At 45.8% G+C, this 23,068-nt stretch carries 21 protein-coding genes; 4 read left to right on the top strand and 17 right to left on the bottom strand.

What is annotated here, in order from left to right; all coding sequences use genetic code 11:
• Positions 1–123: 123 nt before the first annotated feature.
• The 3 genes from QMY49_RS16255 to argC form a co-directional block, all read right to left on the bottom strand.
• A complete protein-coding gene (locus QMY49_RS16255; RefSeq protein ID WP_061065413.1) occupies positions 124–1,338 on the bottom strand; it encodes an argininosuccinate synthase in 1,215 nt (404 codons plus the stop codon).
• 90 nt (positions 1,339–1,428) lie between these two features.
• Entirely contained in the window at positions 1,429–2,220 is a 792-nt protein-coding gene (gene argB / locus QMY49_RS16250; RefSeq protein ID WP_039842514.1) for an acetylglutamate kinase, read from the bottom strand.
• Between the two features lie 21 nt (positions 2,221–2,241).
• On the bottom strand, positions 2,242–3,246 hold the full coding sequence (argC, locus tag QMY49_RS16245) for an N-acetyl-gamma-glutamyl-phosphate reductase (RefSeq protein ID WP_009697557.1): 1,005 nt from the start codon (positions 3,244–3,246) through the stop codon (positions 2,242–2,244).
• A gap of 144 nt (positions 3,247–3,390) precedes the next feature.
• Here argC and argE point away from each other — a divergent pair, with 144 nt between their 5' ends.
• The 3 genes from argE to QMY49_RS16230 all read left to right on the top strand — a co-directional run bounded on the left by argE (position 3,391) and on the right by QMY49_RS16230 (position 8,417).
• Positions 3,391–4,527, top strand: coding sequence for an acetylornithine deacetylase (argE, locus tag QMY49_RS16240; protein ID WP_009697556.1), 1,137 nt, complete (start codon positions 3,391–3,393; stop codon positions 4,525–4,527).
• A 278-nt stretch (positions 4,528–4,805) separates the two neighbouring features.
• Positions 4,806–7,439 (top strand): phosphoenolpyruvate carboxylase, encoded by a 2,634-nt coding sequence (ppc, locus tag QMY49_RS16235; RefSeq protein WP_005451479.1) that lies wholly within the window; start codon positions 4,806–4,808, stop codon positions 7,437–7,439.
• Between the two features lie 438 nt (positions 7,440–7,877).
• A complete protein-coding gene (locus QMY49_RS16230) occupies positions 7,878–8,417 on the top strand; it encodes a PadR family transcriptional regulator (protein WP_005451477.1) in 540 nt (179 codons plus the stop codon).
• 70 nt (positions 8,418–8,487) lie between these two features.
• Here QMY49_RS16230 and metF read toward each other — a convergent pair whose 3' ends face one another.
• The 3 genes from metF to QMY49_RS16215 all read right to left on the bottom strand — a co-directional run bounded on the left by metF (position 8,488) and on the right by QMY49_RS16215 (position 13,249).
• Positions 8,488–9,390, bottom strand: a complete 903-nt coding sequence (gene metF, locus QMY49_RS16225; RefSeq protein WP_005432740.1) for a methylenetetrahydrofolate reductase — start codon at positions 9,388–9,390, stop codon at positions 8,488–8,490.
• Positions 9,391–9,662: 272 nt separating this feature from the next.
• On the bottom strand, positions 9,663–12,071 hold the full coding sequence (locus QMY49_RS16220) for a bifunctional aspartate kinase/homoserine dehydrogenase II (RefSeq protein ID WP_283312344.1): 2,409 nt from the start codon (positions 12,069–12,071) through the stop codon (positions 9,663–9,665).
• 17 nt (positions 12,072–12,088) lie between these two features.
• Positions 12,089–13,249, bottom strand: coding sequence for an O-succinylhomoserine (thiol)-lyase (locus QMY49_RS16215; RefSeq protein WP_050932719.1), 1,161 nt, complete (start codon positions 13,247–13,249; stop codon positions 12,089–12,091).
• 229 nt (positions 13,250–13,478) lie between these two features.
• Between QMY49_RS16215 and metJ the strand changes: the two genes are divergently transcribed.
• Positions 13,479–13,799 carry a met regulon transcriptional regulator MetJ gene (gene metJ, locus QMY49_RS16210; RefSeq protein ID WP_005432736.1) on the top strand — a complete coding sequence of 107 codons (321 nt, stop codon included), beginning with the start codon at positions 13,479–13,481 and terminating at the stop codon, positions 13,797–13,799.
• A gap of 110 nt (positions 13,800–13,909) precedes the next feature.
• On the opposite strand, the gene QMY49_RS16205 is transcribed toward metJ, so the two are convergent.
• The 11 genes from QMY49_RS16205 to QMY49_RS16155 all read right to left on the bottom strand — a co-directional run bounded on the left by QMY49_RS16205 (position 13,910) and on the right by QMY49_RS16155 (position 22,925).
• Entirely contained in the window at positions 13,910–15,187 is a 1,278-nt protein-coding gene (locus tag QMY49_RS16205; RefSeq protein WP_005451474.1) for a malic enzyme-like NAD(P)-binding protein, read from the bottom strand.
• Between the two features lie 209 nt (positions 15,188–15,396).
• On the bottom strand, positions 15,397–15,873 hold the full coding sequence (bfr, locus tag QMY49_RS16200) for a bacterioferritin (protein WP_005381359.1): 477 nt from the start codon (positions 15,871–15,873) through the stop codon (positions 15,397–15,399).
• A gap of 74 nt (positions 15,874–15,947) precedes the next feature.
• A complete protein-coding gene (locus tag QMY49_RS16195; RefSeq protein WP_005451472.1) occupies positions 15,948–16,136 on the bottom strand; it encodes a (2Fe-2S)-binding protein in 189 nt (62 codons plus the stop codon).
• 336 nt (positions 16,137–16,472) lie between these two features.
• Entirely contained in the window at positions 16,473–17,657 is a 1,185-nt protein-coding gene (gene tuf, locus QMY49_RS16190; protein ID WP_005438393.1) for an elongation factor Tu, read from the bottom strand.
• A gap of 155 nt (positions 17,658–17,812) precedes the next feature.
• Positions 17,813–19,912, bottom strand: a complete 2,100-nt coding sequence (gene fusA / locus QMY49_RS16185) for an elongation factor G (protein ID WP_005451470.1) — start codon at positions 19,910–19,912, stop codon at positions 17,813–17,815.
• 138 nt (positions 19,913–20,050) lie between these two features.
• Positions 20,051–20,521, bottom strand: coding sequence for a 30S ribosomal protein S7 (rpsG, locus tag QMY49_RS16180; protein ID WP_005438390.1), 471 nt, complete (start codon positions 20,519–20,521; stop codon positions 20,051–20,053).
• A gap of 100 nt (positions 20,522–20,621) precedes the next feature.
• Positions 20,622–20,996 (bottom strand): 30S ribosomal protein S12, encoded by a 375-nt coding sequence (gene rpsL / locus QMY49_RS16175; protein ID WP_004399892.1) that lies wholly within the window; start codon positions 20,994–20,996, stop codon positions 20,622–20,624.
• Between the two features lie 178 nt (positions 20,997–21,174).
• Positions 21,175–21,450, bottom strand: coding sequence for a sulfurtransferase complex subunit TusB (gene tusB / locus QMY49_RS16170; protein WP_005438388.1), 276 nt, complete (start codon positions 21,448–21,450; stop codon positions 21,175–21,177).
• A 7-nt stretch (positions 21,451–21,457) separates the two neighbouring features.
• Complete coding sequence (gene tusC, locus QMY49_RS16165) at positions 21,458–21,814, bottom strand: sulfurtransferase complex subunit TusC (protein ID WP_005451467.1); 357 nt, start codon at positions 21,812–21,814, stop codon at positions 21,458–21,460.
• Positions 21,811–22,206 (bottom strand): sulfurtransferase complex subunit TusD, encoded by a 396-nt coding sequence (gene tusD / locus QMY49_RS16160; RefSeq protein WP_005438379.1) that lies wholly within the window; start codon positions 22,204–22,206, stop codon positions 21,811–21,813. The genes tusC and tusD overlap by 4 nt, the downstream gene beginning before the upstream one ends.
• A 2-nt stretch (positions 22,207–22,208) precedes the next feature.
• Positions 22,209–22,925: a helix-turn-helix transcriptional regulator gene (locus tag QMY49_RS16155; RefSeq protein ID WP_005438378.1), complete on the bottom strand. Its 717-nt coding sequence runs from the start codon at positions 22,923–22,925 to the stop codon at positions 22,209–22,211.
• Positions 22,926–23,068 lie beyond the last annotated feature (143 nt).

Below are 23,068 nucleotides of genomic sequence, written 5' to 3'. Positions count from 1 at the left end.
GAAATTCAATATTTTTACATATTTATTCATGACTATTTTATCTTTATGCCAATAAGGTCAGCAAAAACCAAAAAGACCTGCCAATAGTGGCAGGTCTCTTATCTTATAAGACGTTAAATTGGCTTATTTTTTCTGGCTGTTCAGCGCACGGATACGGCTTGATAGTGAGTAAAGACGGATAAAGCCTTCAGCATGGCTTTGGTCATAAACTTCATCTTCACCAAAAGTAGCAAACTCTTCAGAGTACAAACTGTTATCCGAACGTTTTTGCGTTACCGTTGCGTGACCTTTGTAAAGCTTCACAACCACTTCGCCATTCACGTCTTGCGCGAGCTCTTCAGAAGCCGCAAGAATAGACTTGCATAGCGGCGTGAACCAACGACCATCATAAACAAGGTGTGATGCTTTCAGACCAAGCTCCTCGCGGAATTCAAATGACGCTTTATCCAGCACCAGTTGCTCTACCGCACGCAGTGCTTCCATCATGATGGTGCCCCCCGGAGTTTCGTAACAACCACGAGACTTCATTCCCACTAGACGGTTTTCGACAATATCGATACGACCAACACCGTGCTTCGCACCTTTTTCGTTTAGGTAAACCAACGCGTTATATGGTGTCATCGCTTCACCATCTACCTCAACAACTTCACCTTTCGCTACTTTTAGCGTCACGGTTTCTGCTTCATTCGGTGCTTGCTCTGGGTCTACAGTCCAAGCCCAGCAATCTTCATTTGGCGCGTTCCATGTATCTTCTAGAACGCCACCTTCAGTAGAAATGTGCCATGCGTTCGCATCACGCGAGTAAATCTTAGTAAGAGATGCTGAACAAGGAATGTTACGCTCTGCTAGGTAATCTAAGCACTCTTCACGGCTCACTAGATCCCATTCACGCCAAGGCGCAATAACATGCAGATCTGGTGCTAGTGCTGCAAATGCACCTTCAAAACGTACTTGGTCGTTACCCTTACCTGTACAGCCATGACACAGCGCGTCTGCGCCCACTTTACGTGCGACTTCAACCTGCGCTTTAGCAATAATTGGACGCGCCATTGATGTACCTAGTAGGTATTTACCTTCATAGTAAGCACCGGTTTTTAGTGTCGGGAAAATGTAGTCCGCGACCATTTCTTCTTTCAGGTCAGCGATGTAACACTCAGAAGCACCAGAAGCTTTTGCTTTTGCTTCAATGCCTTCTAGCTCTTCTGCACCTTGACCAACATCGGCAACGAAAGCCACCACTTCACAGTCGTAGTTCTCTTTTAGCCACGGGATGATTACTGAAGTATCTAGACCGCCTGAGTATGCGACTACCACTTTATTTACGTTCACTTTGCTCATGTTTTTTCTCCAAACTTAACTGGCGCTGCTCTCGGCGGTCAGTGCCAACCACTTCCTAATGTTGAATTCTTTAACTGTTTTGCTTCTGCTTTATTGCGGCAGAAACTGCGTTCCAATACTTTCACCCGCGAATAGCTGGGTCAGTTTCTCTGGGTAACGCCATGTCGCGACTTCGATAGGACGACCAAGATCATTGGCGGCCTCCAAAGCGGCTTTAACTTTGACGATCATGCCGTCGGTGATCACTTGCCCTTTGATCAATGCATCGGCTTCTTGCTCAGATAGCGTTTTGATCAAATGCCCTTTGCCATCGAGTACACCGCTCACATCAGACAGAAGCACTAACTCCGCATCCAATGCTCCGGCCACAGCAACCGCAGCTTGGTCAGCATTCACATTCATCATCTGACCTTTTTCAGTCAGACCAATTGAGCTGATGATCGGCAGTGCACCTGCGTTTAGCACCGCTTGTAATAGGGTTGAATCACCCGGTGATGCTTTGCCTACAGCGCCTAGCTCTGGGTCAAGTTCTTCAACATGACATAACCCACCATCAGCGAGACTAAGACCCACTGCATTCAGACCATCCGCAATCGCTTGACCTTGAAGCAATTTGTTTGCTGTGCCTGCAAGCGCGCCTGCAATCACAGGAATTTGCTCATAAGGCGTCACGCGAAGACCGTTTTTCTTTACGGTTTCAAGCTGAAGCTTTGCCATCAACTCATCAACTAGGTAGCCACCGCCATGAACGATGGCGATTTGTCGCTGTGCCGACTTTTGGTAAGCCGCAATGGCGCCAAACAGTTGGCTTAAGGTTTGAGTGCAAGATAGAGCTGCACCACCGAGCTTAATGACTAAAGGAGCTTGATTGGTTTGCGTCATCGCATTTCCCTCTTTCAACGACTACAGCAACGCTGTCAGTTCTGGGTAACCGTAATGAATATTGAGACATTGCATCGCTTGACTCGATGCACCTTTAAGTAGGTTGTCGATCGCCGAAATCACAATGATGTGTTCGCCTTGTACCTTCCATCCGATATCACAGAAAGGGGTATTTTCGACATCCTGAATACGTGGAATACCATCACCTTTAAGGCGAACCGCTGGCTTGCCTTGGTAAGCTTGTTCAAACGCTTGTGCCACCTGTGCTTCCGTCACGCCTTGCGCCAATTTCATCGTGATAGTGGCAAGAATGCCGCGCTTAAAGTTGCCTAGGTGTGGCGTGAAAATCACATCGCAACCCAAATGCTGAGCAATCTCGGGTTGGTGACGATGGTTAAAGACACCGTAAGGTTGCAAGCTCACTTCGCAGAAGCTGTTAACCATGGAAGCTTTACGCCCTGCACCTGATACACCACTGGTTGCATTAATCACAGGCCATTGGTTGGTATCCAGTAATGCGTGTTCTAATAAAGGTTTGATTGCAAGCTGTGAAGCGGTTGGGTAGCAACCTGCCACTGCAATCAAAGGAGTGGTTTTTATTGATTCTTGGTTCCACTCTGCTAAGCCGTATGCTGCTTTATCTAGCCAGTTGTTATATTGATGTTCGAAGCCATAAAAGGTGTCGTAGAAGCCTTCGCTTTTCACACGAAATGCACCAGATAAATCGAATACCTGACATCCCGCCTCTAAGAAGATAGGAGCTAAGTCGTGGCTCACTTCATGTGCTGTAGCCAGAAAGACCACATCTGACGCTTGAGCAACCTGCTCAGGGTCAGTCAGCGGCGAAACTGGCATATCAATCACACCCGCTAACTTGCCGTGCAATTGAGCAATATTCTTTCCTGCATCTACGCTATTGGCGGAAACGTATAAACCTGATAGCTTGAGTTCAGGGTGTTTGTTGACCATTAAAGCCAACTCTGCGCCGGTGTAGCCGCTGGCTCCGATAATCGTGGTTTTTAGCATTACATGACATCCATATACTTAAGGCTCAAAGTGATTATTCATATTTAATTTTTGCTTTATTTTGATTTTTTATTCAATAAATATGATTTAATATGTGTTTTACATTTTTGTGCTCTGTCTGTCAACAGGAGAATTGAAGAATCCATGCAATTACCAAGTTTTCTAGAGGTCTATGAAGGACTGATCAGTACCTCTTCGATAAGCTCAACCGATCCAAGTTGGGATCAAGGCAATGCCAAAGTGATCGAGAAGCTGGCATCTTGGTTTAAAGATCTTGGCTTTAGTGTTGAAGTGATCGAAGTGGAACCAGGCAAACACAATATGATCGCACGTATGGGTGACGGTGAAGGCGGCTTACTTCTCGCAGGTCACAGCGACACAGTGCCATTTGATGAAGGACGTTGGAGTTTTGACCCACATAAGCTGACCGAAAAAGACAACCGCTTTTACGGTTTGGGTACTGCTGATATGAAAGGCTTCTTTGCCTTCATTTATGAAGCGGTAAAGAAAATCGACTGGAGTAAGCAAACCAAGCCGCTTTATGTATTGGCGACCTGTGATGAAGAAACCACCATGCTAGGTGCCCGTCATTTCACTGAGAATGCGCCTTTTAAGCCGGATTACTGCATCATTGGCGAACCCACCAGCCTCGTACCAATTCGAGGTCATAAAGGGCATGTGGCAAATGCCATTCGCGTAACAGGCAAGTCCGGTCATTCGTCTGATCCTGCGCTCGGCGTCAACGCAATTGAAATAATGCATGAAGTCATGTTTGCCATGATGCAACTGCGCGACAAATTGGTTAAAGAGTATCACCATCCGGGTTTTGCTATTCCAAGCCCTACCCTAAACCTTGGTCATATCCATGGTGGTGACAGCGCAAACCGTATTTGCGGTTGCTGTGAACTGCATTATGACGTTCGTCCTCTTCCTGGTATTAGCCTTGATGGTTTAGAGAACATGCTGCGCGGAGCATTGAAAGAAGTCGAGGCGAAATGGCCAGGGCGATTAGAAATTATTCCCTTGCACGAGCCAATTCCGGGCTACGAATGTCAACACGATCACCCATTTATTGGTGGTGTTGAAGAGATCTGTCAAACCAGCTCAGAAACCGTCAACTACTGTACTGAAGCGCCATTTCTGCAGCAACTGTGTCCAACCTTAGTTCTAGGTCCCGGTTCAATTGATCAAGCTCATCAACCAGATGAGTTCCTCTCTTTCGACTTTATCGACCCAACCATCGACGTGTTATCACGTGCGATGGTGAAATATTGTTGTTAGTCGCATTCTGTACTTTCCTCACAATGCAGCTCGATTGAGCTGCATTTTGTTATCTTCGCCACTATTCTTCTAGCACGCTATATCCTTCTTTAAGCGGCAATTTTGTAATTAATTTTCACTTCGAGTGGCATAAGCTGACCTAATTTTGCTCTAAATCAGGTCAGCAGCGGAATAATTGCAAACTTACTCTGCTTTATTTGACTAGAACTGGTTATTTTCGCTAGATTGGAGTCTTAACAAGGACAATGGATGTAGTTTTTTTACGAGGCAGGATGACAATGAACGAGAAATACGCCGCACTTAAAAGCAATGTGCGCATGTTGGGCCACCTTCTGGGTAACACGATTCGTGATGCTCATGGCGAAGAAATCTTCGAGAAAGTGGAAACCATTCGTAAATTATCCAAATCGGCTCAAGCTGGAAATAACGCTGACAGAGAAAGCTTAATAGAAGAAATTAAAAGCTTACCAGATGAGCAATTGACGCCAGTGACCCGCGCGTTCAACCAATTTCTAAACCTGACCAATATTGCTGAGCAATACCACACCATTTCACGCCATTGTGAAGAGCATATCTGCGAACCTGACGCAATTAATTCGCTGTTCTCAAAACTAGTGCAAAATGATGTGAGTAAGCTAGACACGGCACAAGCGGTTCGCGATCTGAACATTGAATTAGTTCTGACTGCACACCCAACTGAAATCACTCGTCGCACTATGATCAACAAGCTTGTAAAGATCAACGAGTGTCTATCTAAGCTAGAGCTGAGCGACCTCTCTTTCAAAGAGCGTAAGAAAACTGAACGCCGTCTTGAGCAACTTATCGTTCAAAGCTGGCACTCTGACGTTATTCGTCAACAGCGCCCGACACCGCTTGATGAAGCCAAATGGGGCTTTGCTGTAGTAGAAAACTCACTATGGGAAGCCGTACCTGACTTCTTACGTGAAATGAACGACCGTCTAAAATCATACCTTGGCGAAGGTCTACCGATTGATGCTCGCCCTGTGCACTTCTCATCTTGGATGGGTGGTGACCGCGACGGTAACCCATTTGTAACTCACAGCGTAACTCGTGAAGTACTGCTTCTGTCTCGTTGGAAAGCGGCAGACCTATACCTCAACGACATCAACGAACTGATCAGCGAACTGTCAATGACAGTGTGTAACGACAAAGTTCGAGAGCTTGCGGGTGAAGATCAACACGAACCATACCGTGCGATCCTTAAACAGCTACGTTCGCTACTGAACGAAACAAAAGACATTCTCGACGCAAAAGTTCACGGTCAGAAACTGGCAGTCAAAGCGCCGCTACAAAAAGTAGAGCAGCTTTGGGAACCACTTTACGCGTGTTACCAATCACTAAACGAATGTGGCATGGGCGTGATTGCTAACGGCTCACTGCTGGATACACTACGCCGTGTTAAAGCATTCGGTATCCACCTAGTTCGTCTCGATATCCGTCAAGAAAGTACGCGTCATGCCGACGTTCTATCTGAACTGACTCGCTACCTAGGTATCGGTGACTACGAACAGTGGAGCGAGCAAGATAAGGTAGCTTTCCTAACTAACGAACTCGCATCTAAGCGCCCTCTTCTGCCTCGTGACTGGGAACCATCGGAACCAGTTAAAGAGGTTTTGGATACCTGTAAGATTGTTGCAGCACAACCTCGCGAAGCATTCGGTGCTTACGTTATCTCAATGGCGCGTACCGCTTCTGACGTACTTGCCGTACACCTACTACTTCAAGAAGCAGGTTGCCCTTACCGCATGGACGTGTGTCCTCTGTTCGAAACGCTAGACGATTTGAACAACGCAGAAGCGGTAATCAAGCAGCTGATGGGTATCGACCTATACCGCGGCTTTATCCAAAACCACCAAATGGTGATGATCGGCTACTCTGACTCTGCAAAAGACGCAGGCGTAATGTCAGCAGGCTGGGCGCAATACCACGCGATGGATTCACTGGTTAAGGTTGCAGAAGAAGAAGGCGTAGAACTCACACTATTCCACGGTCGTGGCGGTACGATTGGTCGTGGTGGTGCACCTGCTCATGCAGCACTACTGTCTCAACCACCTAAGAGTCTAAAAGGTGGTCTGCGTGTAACAGAGCAAGGTGAGATGATCCGCTTTAAGTTGGGTCTACCTGATGTAGCAGTTAATAGCTTCAACCTGTACGCGAGTGCAATCCTTGAAGCAAACCTACTGCCGCCACCAGAGCCTAAGCAAGAGTGGCGTGACCTAATGGACGTCTTGTCAGAAGTAAGCTGCGAAGCATACCGTAGTGTAGTTCGTGGCGAGCCAGATTTCGTGCCTTACTTCCGCCAAGCAACACCGGAGCTTGAGCTAGGTAAACTGCCACTTGGTTCACGACCAGCGAAACGTAATCCAAACGGTGGCGTAGAAAGCTTGCGTGCGATTCCATGGATCTTCTCTTGGAGCCAAAACCGCTTGGTTCTGCCAGCATGGTTAGGCGCAGGTGAGGCTATTCAGTACTCTGTAGACAAAGGTCATCAGGCGCTACTGGAAGAGATGTGTCGTGAATGGCCGTTCTTCTCTACTCGTCTAGGCATGCTTGAGATGGTGTACACCAAGTGCAACATGGAAATCTCTCGCTACTATGATCAACGCCTAGTGGAGAATCAACTTCTACCATTAGGTGATCGACTACGTGAGCAACTCCAGCGTGATATCAAGTCGGTACTAAACGTAGAGAACAACGAGAACCTAATGCAAAGCGACCCTTGGGGTCTAGAATCTATTCGCCTACGTAACATCTACGTTGAGCCATTGAACATGCTTCAAGCCGAGTTGCTATACCGAACTCGTCAAACTGAAGAAGCTTCTGCCAATTTAGAAGAAGCATTGATGGTGACGATTGCAGGTATTGCAGCAGGCATGCGTAATACAGGTTAATCTGATTACATAAAGTTGACTAAAAGGCTGAGCGAAATCTCAGCCTTTATTGTTATTTACTAATCACTTCCACTATTCGAACAATACCGACCTAGATTATTAATCCAAATAGAAAACAAAAAGTCTCTACACAACAAGATATTTCACTACCAAAAAACACTATTGAGTATTTTATTAGTTTTTTTGGGTAATTTTGTCCTACTATTCCACTTCATGCTTATTATTTATATACTACTTGCCTGCTGGAAGCTCACAAGTCCAATCAAATAGGCTCCAGCTCGGTGGAAACACCATCACTCTAGGTGATAAACGGCTTTAAGGTGACAGGACCAACATTGTTGGTGCTATCTACACATAAAAAACTCAAGCGTCATTAAGAACGCAAATGAAAGTGTAGCTAGCTTGTTTACAAGTTTATTGACCATTTGGATTGAAGACATGTCATTACCACACGTAATTCTAACTGTACTTAGCACTCGCGACGCTACCGGTTACGACATCACTAAAGAATTCTCAGCTAGCATCGGTTACTTCTGGAAAGCAAGCCATCAACAAGTTTATCGTGAACTTAACAAGATGGCTGAGAAAGAGCTGGTTACTTGCGTACTAGAACCTCAAGAAGGCAAACCAGATCGTAAGGTTTACTCAATCACTGACGCAGGTCGTAGCGCATTGGGCGAGTGGTTCGATCAACCAACTGCACACCCAACTGTACGTGACGAATTCTCTGCTAAGCTAATGGCTTGTGCCGTGCAGCCAGCAGCACCGTACCGTGACCAGCTTTCTGAACTTGTAGAAGAGTCTCGTAAGCTCGTTTCTCACTACAAAGAAATCGAAGCAGCGTACTACGCAACGCCATCAACACTAGACAAGCAAGCACGTCTTGAGCGTCTAACACTTCGTCGTAACCTAATGCTACGTGAAGCTTGGATTAACTGGGCAGAAGAAGTACTAACAGAACTTGAAGTGATCGGCTAATTCGTCACTTTAAATGAAACGAAAAAGGCTTGCCGATGGGCAAGCCTTTTGTTTATCTGGGGAAGGCGCATTAAGCCCCTACTGCAACTTGTGGACGAACACCTAGAGTGTGGCAAAGTGCATAAGTCATCTCTGCACGGTTCAATGTGTAGAAGTGAAAATCTTTTACACCTTCACGGCTTAATACACGAACCATATCAATTGCTTGGCTTGCACCAACCAGCTGACGCGTCACGGGATCATCATCCAAACCTTCAAACTGCTTGCTCATCCAACCTGGTACTTTCACATTATTCTGCGCCGCAAAGCGAGATGCTTGTTTGAAGTTCGATACTGGCAAGATACCCGGCACAATTTCGACATCAATACCAGCCGCTACACAACGGTCACGGAAGCGCAGGTAAGACTCCACATCAAAGAAGAACTGAGTAATCGCGCGGTTTGCACCTGCGTCAACTTTACGCTTTAGATTCAGCAGATCCGATTGAGCACTTTTTGCTTCAGGGTGAACTTCTGGGAATGCCGCTACTGAGATATCGAAATCGTGACGCGCTTTAAGCAGTTCTACCAAATCCGATGCGTACATATCTGGCGCACCACCACCCGGTGGAATATCACCACGTAGCGCTACGATGTTTTTGATACCGTTATTCCAGTAATCGTCAGCAATGTCGATCAATTCATCACGAGTTGCGTCGATACACGTTAGGTGAGGTGCAGCCACAAGACCTGTTGCCGCTTTGATTTCTTTAATGATCGAATGGGTTCTGTCACGCTCGCCTGAGTTTGCGCCGTATGTGACAGAAACGAATTTTGGTTGAAGAGTTTTAAGACGATGCACTGAGTTCCACAGTGTTTCTTCCATCTTCTCACTGCTTGGTGGAAAAAACTCAAATGAGACGTTGATGTTGTCTGATAGTTCAGCGATATTCTGGTTTAAGGCATCGATGTGCCCTGCATGCGTGTATCCCATCTTACTCTCCCTGTGGCAACTCCACCACGAAATCAAAATTCCTCAAATCGACGTTTAGACGTCTATATGTCTACAGAATGTATTGAATGCGATTTAATGTCAACCTTGTGATTATGAATTTTTCTCAAGTTCATAATGAGGATAGTTCAAGTTCCTTTATGACCAATCCCTAGCCGAACTTCCCAATTCAGTATGGCATTATCTAAATAATAAAAAACCCCGGAGATAGTCCGAGGTTTTGTTGTCGTTCGCAAAAATTGTTTCGGTGAAATTTAAAACAAACCAGCTAGGCGATTAAGGTCAGATTGAATCGCACCAGCCGTGACTTCACGACCAGCACCTGGACCTCGAATAACCAATGGATTGTCTTTGTACCACTTACTCTCAATAGCAAAGATATTGTCACACGGTAGTAAGTTTGCCAGTGCATGTTCACGTGATAATGCTTCAACACCCACCGTTGCTTTGCCATTACGCTCTAAACGCGCTACATAACGCAATACTTGGTCATTTTTCTGAGCCTTGGTTAGACGCTCTTGTAGAATCTCACTTAGAATATCACCTTGGTCAAAGAATGCGTCTAGACTCAGTTCTCGCAACTCTTCTGGTACAAGTGATTCCACTTTCACACTCTCTGGTTCAATACTCAAACCAGATTCACGAGCCAAGATAACCAACTTACGCATCACGTCAGAGCCATCTAAATCAGAGCGAGGGTCAGGCTCTGTCAAACCTTGTTGCCATGCCAAATCGACCAGTTCAGCAAACGGCACTGAGCCATCAAACTGCTGGAATAACCAAGATAGCGTACCGGAGAAAATACCCGATAGTGCGACGACATCATCACCGCTTTCACGCAAGTCTCGAACAGTATGGTTGATCGGTAACCCTGCACCAACCGTAGCGTTATAAAGCCAATGACGACCAATTTTAGCAAAGGCGTCTTGTACTTGGTGGTAATATTGACTGTCCGCCGAGCCTGCCACTTTGTTCGCTGAAATCAAGTGAATACCTTGCTGCGCAATTTCCACATAACGTGTCGCCAACTCTTTACTCGCCGTGACATCAAGTACGACTGCTTCATCGAAGTTTTGTATCGCGCCGAGCTTCGTCAACCAGTTGCCATCATTCTCGATGCTTTCATCATCAAAGCGCTGAGCAACTGTTGCTGCATCAATCCCGTTTTCATCAAACCAATACGTTTGACTATCAACAACCGCTACTAAATCAAAGCTCATACCATGGCGTTTTTCGAGCTCTTCTTTTTGCTCTGCAAACAGCGATAACCAACTTGAGCCAATGTTACCTTTACCACACAACGCAACCGCTACACGCTTTTGCGCTTGAAACAACTGACTATGAATGCGTTGTACCAACTCTTCGACTTCTGCACGGCGTAGTACTGCTACCAAGCTCAAACCTGATTCCGTCTCTGAAATAAACTCAACAGGCGCATGCTTAAGTTGTTGATAGAAGCCAAAACAGTGATTTGCATTTTTCGTCACTCCGGCACCAACAGCCGCTAAAAGTGAGTAACCCTCTTTAAGCTTGATTTCTGCTTCAACGGCTAACTCTTGTAGATAAGTTAATGCACCGCCAGCAATCTCTGCGGTATACGCCAAACGCAAAGTTTGCTGATCTTGTTGTGCTTCAAATGCTAATGGTTCCAATTGAGCACGCTTTAAAGCTTGCAGAACTTCTTTCTGCGCTCGCTCAAAATCATGACCATGGATAAAAGACAGTTGAACCAACAACACTTCATCAAGAGACGTAATGATTTTAGCACCGCGACCTGAAACCAATACGCGCTCAATACGCGTTGAGCCTGATTCAGGTTGATAGCTGCATTTGAGGCTCAAATCCATCGTGCTTTGAGCAACTGGCTGTAGCGTACGACTGTGCAGCACTGGCGCAGCCAAACGCGCAAGTTCACTCGCCTCATCTAAACGCAGCAACGGCAACAAGCAAGCATCCGACACTAAACGTGGGTCTGCACTGTAAACGCCAGCAACATCACTCCAGATGGTCACGGTGTTTACCTCAGCCAATGCACCAATCACCGTTGCTGAATAGTCTGAGCCGTTACGCCCCAACAGTACTGTTTCACCCACTTCATTTTGCGCCATAAAGCCTGTAATGATGACACGCTTGTGGCTATGTTGAGTTAACGCCTCTTTGATAAGTGCATAAGAGCGAGCTCGGTCGACTTCTGGCTGCGTTCCAGCTTCTGCGCGTAAAAAGGCGCGAGAATCTTGCGCTACCGCTGGAAGATCCTGTTGTGATAACAGTGCAGCCAGTAAGCGTGACGACCATACTTCACCATGCCCAAGCACTGCTGCTTTTTGCGCTTCCGTAAGTGGCGCAGTTAACTCAGCTAAGGTACTGAATTCATCTTGAAGAGAAGCAAGCACTTGCGTTTGCGCTTCTCCTTCTAATAAAGCTTCAATTAACTCTGTCTGGAACAGTCGCAAGTTTTGTAGCGCTTCATGTGCGATGCGACCGTCTTTATCCAGCCCTTCTAAAAACTCGATCAAGCGGTTAGTGGTTTTCCCTGCAGCCGATACCACCACCAAATCATTTTCTGCTGAATACTCTTTAAGAATACCCACCACACGTTGGTAACATTCTGGGTTCGCTAAGCTGCTACCACCAAATTTATGCAGCTGACGTTGTACAGTCATGACCTTACCTCTCCCAATTACTGTGTAGCTTTCGCAAATGCTTGCTCAAGATCAGCAATCAGATCTTGGGCATCTTCTAAGCCAACAGATAAGCGCAGTAACTGTTGAGAAACACCAGCTTCAGCCAGAGCTTCTTCACCCATCGCACGATGCGTCATTGACGCAGGGTGACAAATCAAGCTTTCTACACCACCTAGCGACTCAGCAAGAGAGAAGAGTTCAAGTTCTTTAACAAACACTTTTAGCTGCTCAAATGAGCCAGCAAACTCAAAGCTCAGCATAGAACCAAAACCCGATTGTTGCTTCTTCGCGATGTCATGGCCTGGATGCTCTGGCAAACTTGGATGATAAATCTTCGCTACCAAAGATTGCGTTTGCAAATACGCCAACACTTGCTGAGAGCTTTCTTCATGAACTCGCATTCGCGCACCCAGCGTACGAATTCCTCGAAGCGTCATGTAACTGTCGAATGGCGTACCCGTTGCACCAATGCAGTTACCCCACCATGCTAACTCTTCAGCATGCTCTTCGCTCTTAGTGATCACCACACCACCAATCACGTCAGAGTGACCATTAATGTATTTCGTTGTTGAGTGGATAACAAAATCCGCACCAAGCTCCAAAGGCTTTTGGTACACAGGTGTCAAAAAGGTATTGTCCACTGCGACTAAAGCGCCAACTTGTTTTGCCTTCTCACACACAGCCGCAATATCAACAACGCGTACGAGTGGGTTTGACGGAGTTTCTAACAAGATAAGCTTTGGCTTTTTCGCAATCGCCGCAGCCAACGCTTGCTGATCCGACTGGTCAACAAACTGCACTTTAAAGTCGCCTTTGTTGGCGCGAGTATTGAACAGACGATACGTACCGCCGTAGCAATCATGCGGTGCAACAATTAAGTCATCAGGTCCAAGAAACGCCGATACCCAAAGGTTTAGTGCCGATGTGCCGCAGTTAGTGACAACCGCTCCTTTACCTGACTCAAGTTCGTACAATGCTTTTTCTAACAAGCCTCGGTTTGGGTTACCAGAACGTGTGTAGTCGTATTGTGGAACTTCACCAAACGCGGGGAAGCCGTAGTTAGTAGAAAGGTAGATTGGTGGTACAACAGCGTGATATTGACTGTCTGACTCGATACCAGTGCGTACAGCAATGGTCGCAGGCTTACGGGTGCTCATGGGTGTATCCTTTCACGGGTGGTGACATCTAAATGGGAATGCGCTATATCTAGCTTGTATTGCTCAATTGATTAACACTCTTCCCTAACTATTAACCTCACTTTACTTGTCTAAAAATAAGACGTCAACACTTCTAGACGTCCATATGTCTTTGCTTATGGCGGTAAATGCAGCTAAAATCAGCACCTATATTTATTTTTCTAACTTATTACATTAATGAAGGTGCGCAATGGCTGACTGGAATGGCGAATACATTAGCCCGTATGCTGAGCACGGTAAAAAAAGCGAACAAGTAAAAAAGATTACCGTCTCTATCCCGCTAAAAGTTTTAAAAGTGCTGACTGATGAGCGAACTCGCCGCCAGATCAATAACTTACGCCATGCGACTAACAGTGAGCTACTATGTGAAGCATTCCTACATGCTTACACAGGGCAACCACTGCCAACTGATGAAGACCTTCGTAAAGACCGCCCAGATGATATTCCTACAGAAGCAAAAGCGCTGATGACGGCAATGGGCATCGAATTCGAAGCGTTTGACGAAGAATAATTGCTTACAAATTCGTCAACACGATGAGGCTGCACCGGGGACAGTTTCAGACCAAACTAAAAAGGGACGCCATCGCGTCCCTTTTCTTTGCTGTCAGAAATGACTTTGGCTTACTCCGCCATGTAGTTTTCTGGCATCTCAATACGCGCTACACCTGAATCAACCGCAGCTTGAGCAACCGCTTTTGCTACGCGTGGTAGTAGACGTGGATCCATTGGTTTTGGAATGATGTAATCAGAGCCAAACTCTAGCTTGTCTACGCCAGCTGCCTTCAATACAGCTTCTGGTACTGGCTCTTTTGCCAATTCACGAATCGCATCGACTGCCGCAAGCTTCATTTCATCATTAATTTCACTCGCACGAACATCCAATGCACCACGGAAGATGAATGGGAAACACAGAACGTTGTTTACTTGGTTCGGGTAGTCGCTACGACCAGTGCCCATGATCAAGTCATCACGCACTTCATGAGCCAATTCTGGTTTGATTTCTGGATCTGGGTTTGAACATGCGAACACAACAGGCTTATCTGCCATCAGCTTCAATGCTTCTGCAGGTAGTAAATTTGGACCTGATACACCCAAGAACAGATCCGCACCTTCAATCACGTCTTCCAGCGTACGCTTATCTGTGTTGTTTGCGAATAACTGTTTGTATTCGTTTAGGTCGTCACGACGTGTATGGATCACCCCTTTACGATCCAGCATGTAGATCTTCTCACGCATTGCGCCACATTTGATCAACAGCTCCATACATGCCACTGCCGCAGCACCAGCACCAAGACAAACGATGGTTGATTCTTCTAGCTTCTTACCTTGCAGCTCAATTGCGTTCAGCATACCCGCAGCCGTTACGATTGCAGTGCCGTGTTGGTCATCGTGGAATACAGGTACATCACAGCGTTCGATAAGGCGCTTTTCAATCTCAAAACAATCAGGCGCTTTGATATCTTCTAGGTTAATACCACCGAAAGTATCTGCAATGTTTGCTACTGTGTCGACAAATTCGTCGATCGTGCGGTGTTTCACTTCGATATCAATTGAATCTAGACCAGCAAAGCGTTTGAACAACAGCGCTTTACCTTCCATTACTGGTTTAGAAGCTAGCGGACCAAGGTTACCAAGACCAAGAATAGCCGTGCCGTTAGAGATAACCGCAACCATGTTGCCTTTCGCCGTGTATTTGTACACATTGTCAGCATTTTGTGCGATTTCGCGTACAGGCTCTGCAACACCAGGGCTGTATGCCAGAGCAAGATCGTTAGCAGTTTCAGCTGGCTTAGTCAGCTCTACTGCGATTTTTCCTGGGGTTGGGTACGCATGGTAGTCCAATGCTTGTTGGCGGCGTTCTTCTTCTGGGGTGACTTCTTGGCGATTGTCTTCAGACATGGATCGTTTCTCTTTTGTTATTTTTTCGGTAAGGGGGAATAAATTCTAAAGGATAGAAGTCAATCTTCATAGGCAAGATTGCGAGCGATATCCTTAAAAAAGGTAATAATGTAAGAGATTAGACCAGATATCTATGATTGGCACCTGATAGACAGATCAGGTGCACTTTTAATCACTTTCTTTCAGCGAGAAAACAGCGAAATATAATCTCACTCTTCATCAACGTATTGCGCTTGTAGGTAGTTTTCGATACCAGACATTTCGATCAAGCCCAGTTGCGTTTCAAGCCAATCGACGTGCTCTTCTTCGTCTTCAAGAATATCTTGGAAGAGGTCGCGTGATACATAATCACGGATATCCTCCGCATAAGCGATCGCATCTTTTAGATCTGGGATTGCTGCCATTTCGAGCTTCAAATCGCACTCAAGCATTTCTTTGGTATCTTCCCCGATCATCAATTTACCGAGATCTTGCAAATTAGGTAAGCCTTCTAGAAACAGGATACGTTCGATTAGATGATCAGCGTGCTTCATTTCATCGATCGACTCGTGGTACTCCTTGTCGGCGAGGTGTTTTAAGCCCCAGTCCTTGTACATACGAGCATGCAGAAAATATTGATTGATAGCGACGAGCTCGTTGCCGAGCACTTTATTGAGATGTTGGATTATGATTGGATCGCCTTTCATGACAAAGCCCTCCTCTTTGGCTTCATTTAAATGTAGAAGCAAATGAGAAGGTGTCAAAAAGGCTTAGCTAATAATTAGCTAGCTTGTTTCAGTGTTAGGTATTCTGTTTCCGCTAAAATCTCTTTGGCTTGTTTAATGCACTTACCACATTGGCTGCCCAAAGCAGTACATCGTTTAATTCCTTTTATGTCTGTTACGCCTTCATCTATCGCCAACTTCCTAATTTTCTTGTCAGAGACACCATGGCAAAGACAAACGTACATATTCAAAACCTTTAAATTTCACTTTGGAATGAAATATAAACAAGAATCGTTCTTGTTACCAGTTGTATTAAGATGAATTACAGAACGTTTTGTTATAACGGTCTGGACCGCTTTGGCATTTTTCAGTGACTTAGCGGATAGCTAAAAAGAAGAGAAAATCGAGCAGAGCTAAGATCATGTTTTTAAAAAACAAAAAGCATGACTAAGAGTGATGGGCTTATAACCATATTGAAAAGAAGAATTGTAGATATAAAAAAGGGAAGCCTCAGCTTCCCTTTTTCTAGCGCTTTCTTCAAAAAGAAGAAGAGTGCAAGATTACGATTAATTCAGTAAGAATTAGTCGAAGATCTTAGCAACAACACCAGCACCTACAGTACGGCCACCTTCACGGATAGCGAAACGTAGACCTTCGTCCATAGCGATTGGAGCGATTAGCTCAACTTGCATTTGGATGTTGTCGCCTGGCATTACCATTTCTACGCCTTCTGGTAGAGAGATGTCACCAGTTACGTCAGTTGTACGGAAGTAGAACTGTGGACGGTAGCCTTTGAAGAATGGAGTGTGACGACCACCTTCATCTTTAGAAAGTACGTATACTTCTGACTCGAACTTAGTGTGTGGAGTGATTGAACCAGGCTTAGCTAGTACTTGACCACGTTCAACTTCATCACGCTTAGTACCACGTAGAAGTGCACCAACGTTCTCACCAGCACGACCTTCGTCAAGAAGCTTACGGAACATTTCAACACCAGTACATGTAGTAGTAGTAGTGTCTTTGATACCAACGATAGCAACTTCGTCACCTACGTTTAGGATACCACGTTCGATACGACCAGTTACTACTGTACCACGACCTTGGATTGAGAATACGTCTTCGATAGGCATTAGGAATGGCATATCTACTGCACGCTCTGGCTCAGGGATGTATGAATCTAGCGCTTCTGCTAGTTCAACAATCTTAGCTTCCCATTGCTCTTCGCCGTTTAGTGCGCCTAGAGCAGAACCTTGGATAACTGGTAGGTCATCACCTGGGAAGTCGTACTCAGATAGAAGTTCACGAACTTCCATTTCTACTAGTTCTAGTAGCTCTTCATCGTCAACCATGTCACATTTGTTCATGAATACGATGATGTATGGGATACCAACCTGACGGCCTAGTAGGATGTGCTCACGAGTTTGTGGCATTGGACCATCTGTCGCAGCAACAACTAGGATACCACCGTCCATCTGTGCAGCACCAGTGATCATGTTTTTAACATAATCCGCGTGTCCTGGACAGTCTACGTGTGCGTAGTGACGAGTTGGAGTGTCGTACTCTACGTGAGAAGTAGCGATTGTGATACCGCGCTCACGCTCTTCTGGAGCGTTATCGATAGATGCGAAGTCACGAGCAGCACCGCCGTATACTTTAGCAAGTGTTGTACAGATAGCTGCAGTTAGAGTAGTTTTACCGTGGTCAACGTGGCCGATAGTACCAACGTTTACGTGCGGTTTTACACGTTCAAATTTTTCTTTAGACACAATCGTGTTCCTTCCTAGTTATGATTCGCCGTGATCATTATTGATCTCGACGCGCCAGAAATTGTTATTTTATGCGCCAACGCCTGTTAGCGCAATATTTGGACGCATTGATCTTTAAAAAAAGCTGGACTTTTTTTCAGCTCAAAGCGTTTTAATTAGTAACCACGGTCTGCAATGATTTTATCTGCGAAGTTTTTCGGTACTTCAGCGTACTCGTTAAACTCCATAGAGTAAGACGCACGGCCTTGAGTTGCAGAACGTAGGTCAGTTGCGTAACCAAACATCTCAGATAGTGGAACTTGAGCACGAATGATCTTAAGACCAGCCACACCTTCATCCATACCTTCGATCATACCGCGGCGGCGGTTTAGGTCACCAACAACGTCACCCATCCAATCTTCCGGCGTAGTTACTTCAACATTCATCATTGGTTCTAGAATCACAGGTTGTGCTTCTAGTGCACCTTTCTTGAATGCCATCGAGCCAGCGATCTTGAACGCCATCTCGCTTGAGTCAACATCGTGGTAAGAACCGTCAAATAGTGTTGCTTTAATATCTAGAACAGGGTAACCCGCTAGAACACCACTATTCATTTGTTCTTCGATACCTTTCGATACCGAGCTGATGTATTCCTTAGGAACCACACCACCCACAATCTCGTCTACGAATACGAAACCTTCACCAGGCTCTGAAGGTTCAAGTTTGATCCATACGTGACCGTATTGACCGCGACCGCCAGATTGACGAACGAACTTGCCTTCTACTTCCGCTTTACCACGAATGGTTTCACGGTAAGCAACCTGAGGTTTACCAACGTTACAGTCAACGCTGAATTCACGCTTCATACGGTCAACGATGATATCTAGGTGAAGCTCACCCATACCAGAGATCAGAGTTTGACCTGTTTCGTCATCCGTTTCCACGCGGAATGATGGGTCTTCCGCTGCCAGTTTACCTAGCGCGATACCCATTTTCTCTTGGTCTGCTTTAGAACGAGGTTCTACAGCGATCTGAATTACAGGTTCAGGGAATTCCATGCGTTCTAGAATCACTTTGTGGTTCTGGTCACATAGTGTGTCACCTGTTGTAACGTCTTTCAGACCGATAGCAGCTGCGATATCACCAGCGCGAACTTCTTTTACTTCTTCACGCTTGTTCGCATGCATCTGAACGATACGACCGAAACGCTCTTTCTTGTCTTTTACTGAGTTGTAAACAGCATCACCTGAGTTCACAACACCTGAGTAAACGCGCATGAAAGTTAGCGTGCCCACGAATGGGTCAGTCGCGATCTTGAATGCTAGTGCTGAGAACGGTTCGTTGTCGTCTGCGTGACGCTCAACTTCGTTCTCTCTTTCGTCGATACCTTTAATTGCAGGTACGTCGATTGGCGATGGCAAGAACTCGATCACTGCGTCTAGTACTGCTTGAACACCTTTGTTTTTGAACGCACTACCACAAGTAGCCAGTACGATTTCGTTGTTTAGTGTACGAGTACGTAGAGCTTGTTTGATCTCTGCTTCAGACAGTTCACCTTCTTCAAGGTACTTGTCCATTAGCTCTTCAGTTGCTTCTGCTGCCGCTTCAACTAGGTTGTTGCGCCATTCTTCTGCAAGCTCTTGCATGTCAGCTGGAATTTCGTCGTATGTGAACGACATACCTTGGTCGGCTTCATTCCAGTTGATCATCTTCATCTTGATAAGGTCGATAACACCACGGAAATCATCCTCTGCACCAACGTTTAGTTGGATTGGAACAGGATTCGCACCAAGACGGTTTTTAATTTGGTCCACAACGCGTAGGAAGTCAGCGCCTGCACGGTCCATCTTGTTTACAAATACCATACGTGGAACGTGGTACTTGTCAGCTTGACGCCATACAGTTTCAGACTGAGGTTCAACACCAGATGAACCACAGAACACAACAACTGCACCATCAAGTACGCGTAGAGAACGCTCTACTTCGATAGTAAAGTCAACGTGTCCAGGGGTGTCGATGATGTTAACGCGGTGCTCTTGGAATTGTGCTTCCATACCACGCCAGAAGGTAGTAGTCGCCGCAGACGTGATTGTGATACCACGTTCTTGCTCCTGCTCCATCCAGTCCATGGTTGCTGCGCCATCGTGAACTTCACCGATTTTATGAGACAGACCAGTGTAGAACAGAATACGTTCAGTAGTGGTTGTTTTACCTGCATCTACGTGAGCACAGATACCGATGTTACGGTAGCGCTCAATAGGAGTTTTGCGAGCCACGATTGAATCCTCTTAACTTAGAGATAGGGACTATTGCTATAACTAAAAAATGCTATCCCCTAGATATAGCAATAGTTCCTAGCATAGGCATAGGAACTAAAGAAGTGCTGCAAGGAACCTTGCAGCACTGAAAAGGTATTACCAACGGTAATGAGCGAACGCTTTGTTTGCGTCAGCCATGCGGTGAACGTCTTCACGTTTCTTAACCGCAGTACCTTTGTTCTCAGACGCGTCTAGCATTTCAGCAGCTAGGCGTTGAGCCATAGATTTTTCACCACGCTTACGCGCAGCTTCAACCAACCAACGCATAGCAAGTGCGTTACGGCGAACCGGACGTACTTCTACAGGTACTTGGTAAGTTGAACCACCTACACGGCGAGATTTAACTTCTACCGCTGGGCGAACATTTTCAAGAGCTTCTTCAAAAATAGCTAAGTGGTCTTTACCAGACTTTTCAGCCATAGAATCTAGTGCAGTGTAAACGATTTTTTCTGCAGTAGATTTTTTACCGTCAACCATTAGGATGTTAACGAATTTTGCCAGCAGTTCAGATTTGAACTTTGGATCTGGAAGGATCTTACGCTGACCAATGACGCGACGACGTGGCATGGATTTTCTCCGTTGTCTTCTTCAGGTTTTATCCAAAACTTTTCAGTTTTTTCAAAAAATTAAAAATAATTTAGTGTTTGGCCTTACTTAACGGAATCCATTAAGACTTAGGACGCTTCACACCGTACTTAGAACGACCTTGTTTACGGTCGTTAACGCCAGCACAGTCAAGTGCACCGCGAACAGTGTGGTAACGTACACCCGGAAGGTCTTTTACACGACCGCCACGGATTAGTACAACACTGTGCTCTTGAAGGTTGTGACCTTCACCGCCGATGTACGATGTAACTTCGAAGCCGTTTGTCAGACGTACACGACAAACTTTACGAAGTGCTGAGTTAGGTTTTTTAGGTGTAGTAGTGTAAACACGAGTACATACACCACGTTTTTGTGGGCACGCTTCTAGTGCAGGCACGTTGCTTTTAACAACTTGCTTTGCACGTGGCTTACGTACCAACTGGTTAATAGTTGCCATTAACTAGCTCCTGATTTACTTGAAAGTAAGCTTTGTGAAAAATCTATCCCTAACAGCGGTTGGCAGTTAGGGACGCAAAATTCTATGCAGCAGTGAGAGGTGTGTCAAGAAATATACGGATCTTTTTTGTTCAATTAGGGCAATTAATCCGTAAAGCTCAATCGACAGGAAAGAAGGGTTAATCCCAAGTCAGAGATTTGGCTTGTTTTGCTGTTAGTTCAACAAAGCCAGCATAGCCAATCACCTCAATAGATGGGCTGATACGATTGCTCATGCCGCGGGCTTCAATATCGCTTTGTAGCGCAAACACTGATGGACCTTTTACCTTGCTGAACGCCTTATGCTGAGGGTTCGCAGCGTACACGGCATCTTCAATCAACAAGACATCATCTTGCTCACTGTACAGTGCCATTGCATCGTCTAATGCAGCTACGGATTTGATGATATGTAACATGGCTTCCTCAGAATGACAGCAGTTTGCCCGCTTGTTGCAGTTGAGCTTTTAGTTGCTCTGTATTTAGCGCCTCTGCATCAATGACTAAATCGGCTTGAGCCAAGCCACGCTCGGCAAGCGAATCGGCACAAACAAACACTTGCTCAATGTCGTACAAGTCGAACAACTTCAACATTGGAGCGTAGTCTTTGCTTAAGATGCCTTTAGGCTCTTGTCCAAGCAGTAACTGATACACACCATCCCCAACAAATAGAACGGTGATGTCTTCACAGTACGCAGACGCTGCTAACAGCGCATCCACACCTTCACGCCCTGCATTGTTACCATGAGGCGCGCTACGAAATAGGTAAGTTAACTGACTCAAAACTGCACCACTCTATCTTGCGTTAACATGGCTTCGGCTAAGCTCCCCAAACCGGCTTGCTCGAACCCTGTCGCTAGGTTGTTCTGCTCAAGACCATGTTGATTCGCCTCATCTTCGCTGATGATGCCGCGACGCAAAGCGGCTGCTACGCAGGTTTCCAGACGAACATCGTGTTGCTGTGCGAGTGATTGCCATGCTTTGGTTAGGTCAAACTCGTCGTTGGCAGGCACGCTCAAAGCCGTACCATTAGTGACGCCATCTTGGTAAAAGAACACACTCACCAGAGTATGTCCTTGTTCAATTACCGCTTGTGCGAATTGATATGCGCTGCGCGCCGATTGACTGCCGTAAACCGGCCCGTTCACTACCAGCGTGTAAGTTAATCCACTCACGCTTATTCGTCCTCAGTCTTACGCTGACGAATGTATAGGTAAACGGTGTGTTTAGAGATATTCAGGCGATCTGCGACACGGTTGATAGCGTCTTTGATATCGAAAATACCTTTGTCGTACAGTTCCATCACTATCTGACGGTTTTTGGTGTTGTTCGAGACGGATTTGTCGGCGTTGATCTCTTCAATCGTACGCTCAACCGTTTGGTCTACGAGTTCTTCAACATCACTTGCGAAGTTAACGGATGACGCCGCTTCTTTCGCTTCTTGCGTTGGCATGAAAGATTGCAGCACTTGAGAGAAAGGCGCATCAAGGTTGACGTTGATACAAAGCAAACCAATCACACGGTTTTCGCCGTTACGAATAGCAACGGTGATCGACTTCATTAATACGCCGCCTTTAGCGCGGGTGAAGTACGAACGTGAGAAGTTACGCTCAGAACCTTCGATGTCTTTCAGCATCTTAAGTGCTAAGTCAGTGATAGGAGAACCTACCTGACGACCGGTGTTCTCACCGTTAGCGATTTTGATTGCAGAGGTATTGAGGTCTTCCAGTGAGTGAAGAACGATCTCACAGAACGGACCAATAAGACTGGCAATGCCGTCAACGACCGCTTCGTAAGATCTCAAGATGATTTTATCGTGCTCGGTAAATGGCATCACGTTGACAGATTCCATTTCGAGCAACATTTCCGCATTTATTGTTTCTGTAGTTGTCATAAGCCTTCGAGCGAAAAATCAACAAATTGGTGTAAGTTTATCAGAAAATTTGAAAGGCAACCTAGCAAACTCACCAACTAGTGACCTAGAACAAAAAAGGCCCGTAAAACGGACCTTTTTTCATCGAGTTATCGCTAAGGATA

Origin of the sequence: Vibrio harveyi (assembly GCF_030060435.1) — a bacterium.
Classification (GTDB): Bacteria; Pseudomonadota; Gammaproteobacteria; order Enterobacterales; family Vibrionaceae; genus Vibrio; species Vibrio harveyi.
Note: the sequence above shows the minus strand (reverse complement) of the source record. Positions and strands in the feature narration are given on the sequence as shown.

Bases quoted from the DNA above. Each gene is read 5' to 3' on its own strand.
- QMY49_RS16255 (WP_061065413.1), bottom strand. From the start codon at position 1,338: ATGAGCAAAGTGAACGTAAATAAAGTGGTAGTCGCATACTCAGGCGGT.
- argB (WP_039842514.1), bottom strand. From the start codon at position 2,220: ATGACGCAAACCAATCAAGCTCCTTTAGTCATTAAGCTCGGTGGTGCA.
- argC (WP_009697557.1), bottom strand. From the start codon at position 3,246: ATGCTAAAAACCACGATTATCGGAGCCAGCGGCTACACCGGCGCAGAG.
- argE (WP_009697556.1), top strand. From the start codon at position 3,391: ATGCAATTACCAAGTTTTCTAGAGGTCTATGAAGGACTGATCAGTACC.
- ppc (WP_005451479.1), top strand. From the start codon at position 4,806: ATGAACGAGAAATACGCCGCACTTAAAAGCAATGTGCGCATGTTGGGC.
- QMY49_RS16230 (WP_005451477.1), top strand. From the start codon at position 7,878: ATGTCATTACCACACGTAATTCTAACTGTACTTAGCACTCGCGACGCT.
- metF (WP_005432740.1), bottom strand. From the start codon at position 9,390: ATGGGATACACGCATGCAGGGCACATCGATGCCTTAAACCAGAATATC.
- QMY49_RS16220 (WP_283312344.1), bottom strand. From the start codon at position 12,071: ATGACTGTACAACGTCAGCTGCATAAATTTGGTGGTAGCAGCTTAGCG.
- QMY49_RS16215 (WP_050932719.1), bottom strand. From the start codon at position 13,249: ATGAGCACCCGTAAGCCTGCGACCATTGCTGTACGCACTGGTATCGAG.
- metJ (WP_005432736.1), top strand. From the start codon at position 13,479: ATGGCTGACTGGAATGGCGAATACATTAGCCCGTATGCTGAGCACGGT.
- QMY49_RS16205 (WP_005451474.1), bottom strand. From the start codon at position 15,187: ATGTCTGAAGACAATCGCCAAGAAGTCACCCCAGAAGAAGAACGCCGC.
- bfr (WP_005381359.1), bottom strand. From the start codon at position 15,873: ATGAAAGGCGATCCAATCATAATCCAACATCTCAATAAAGTGCTCGGC.
- QMY49_RS16195 (WP_005451472.1), bottom strand. From the start codon at position 16,136: ATGTACGTTTGTCTTTGCCATGGTGTCTCTGACAAGAAAATTAGGAAG.
- rpsG (WP_005438390.1), bottom strand. From the start codon at position 20,521: ATGCCACGTCGTCGCGTCATTGGTCAGCGTAAGATCCTTCCAGATCCA.
- rpsL (WP_004399892.1), bottom strand. From the start codon at position 20,996: ATGGCAACTATTAACCAGTTGGTACGTAAGCCACGTGCAAAGCAAGTT.
- tusB (WP_005438388.1), bottom strand. From the start codon at position 21,450: ATGTTACATATCATCAAATCCGTAGCTGCATTAGACGATGCAATGGCA.
- QMY49_RS16155 (WP_005438378.1), bottom strand. From the start codon at position 22,925: ATGACAACTACAGAAACAATAAATGCGGAAATGTTGCTCGAAATGGAA.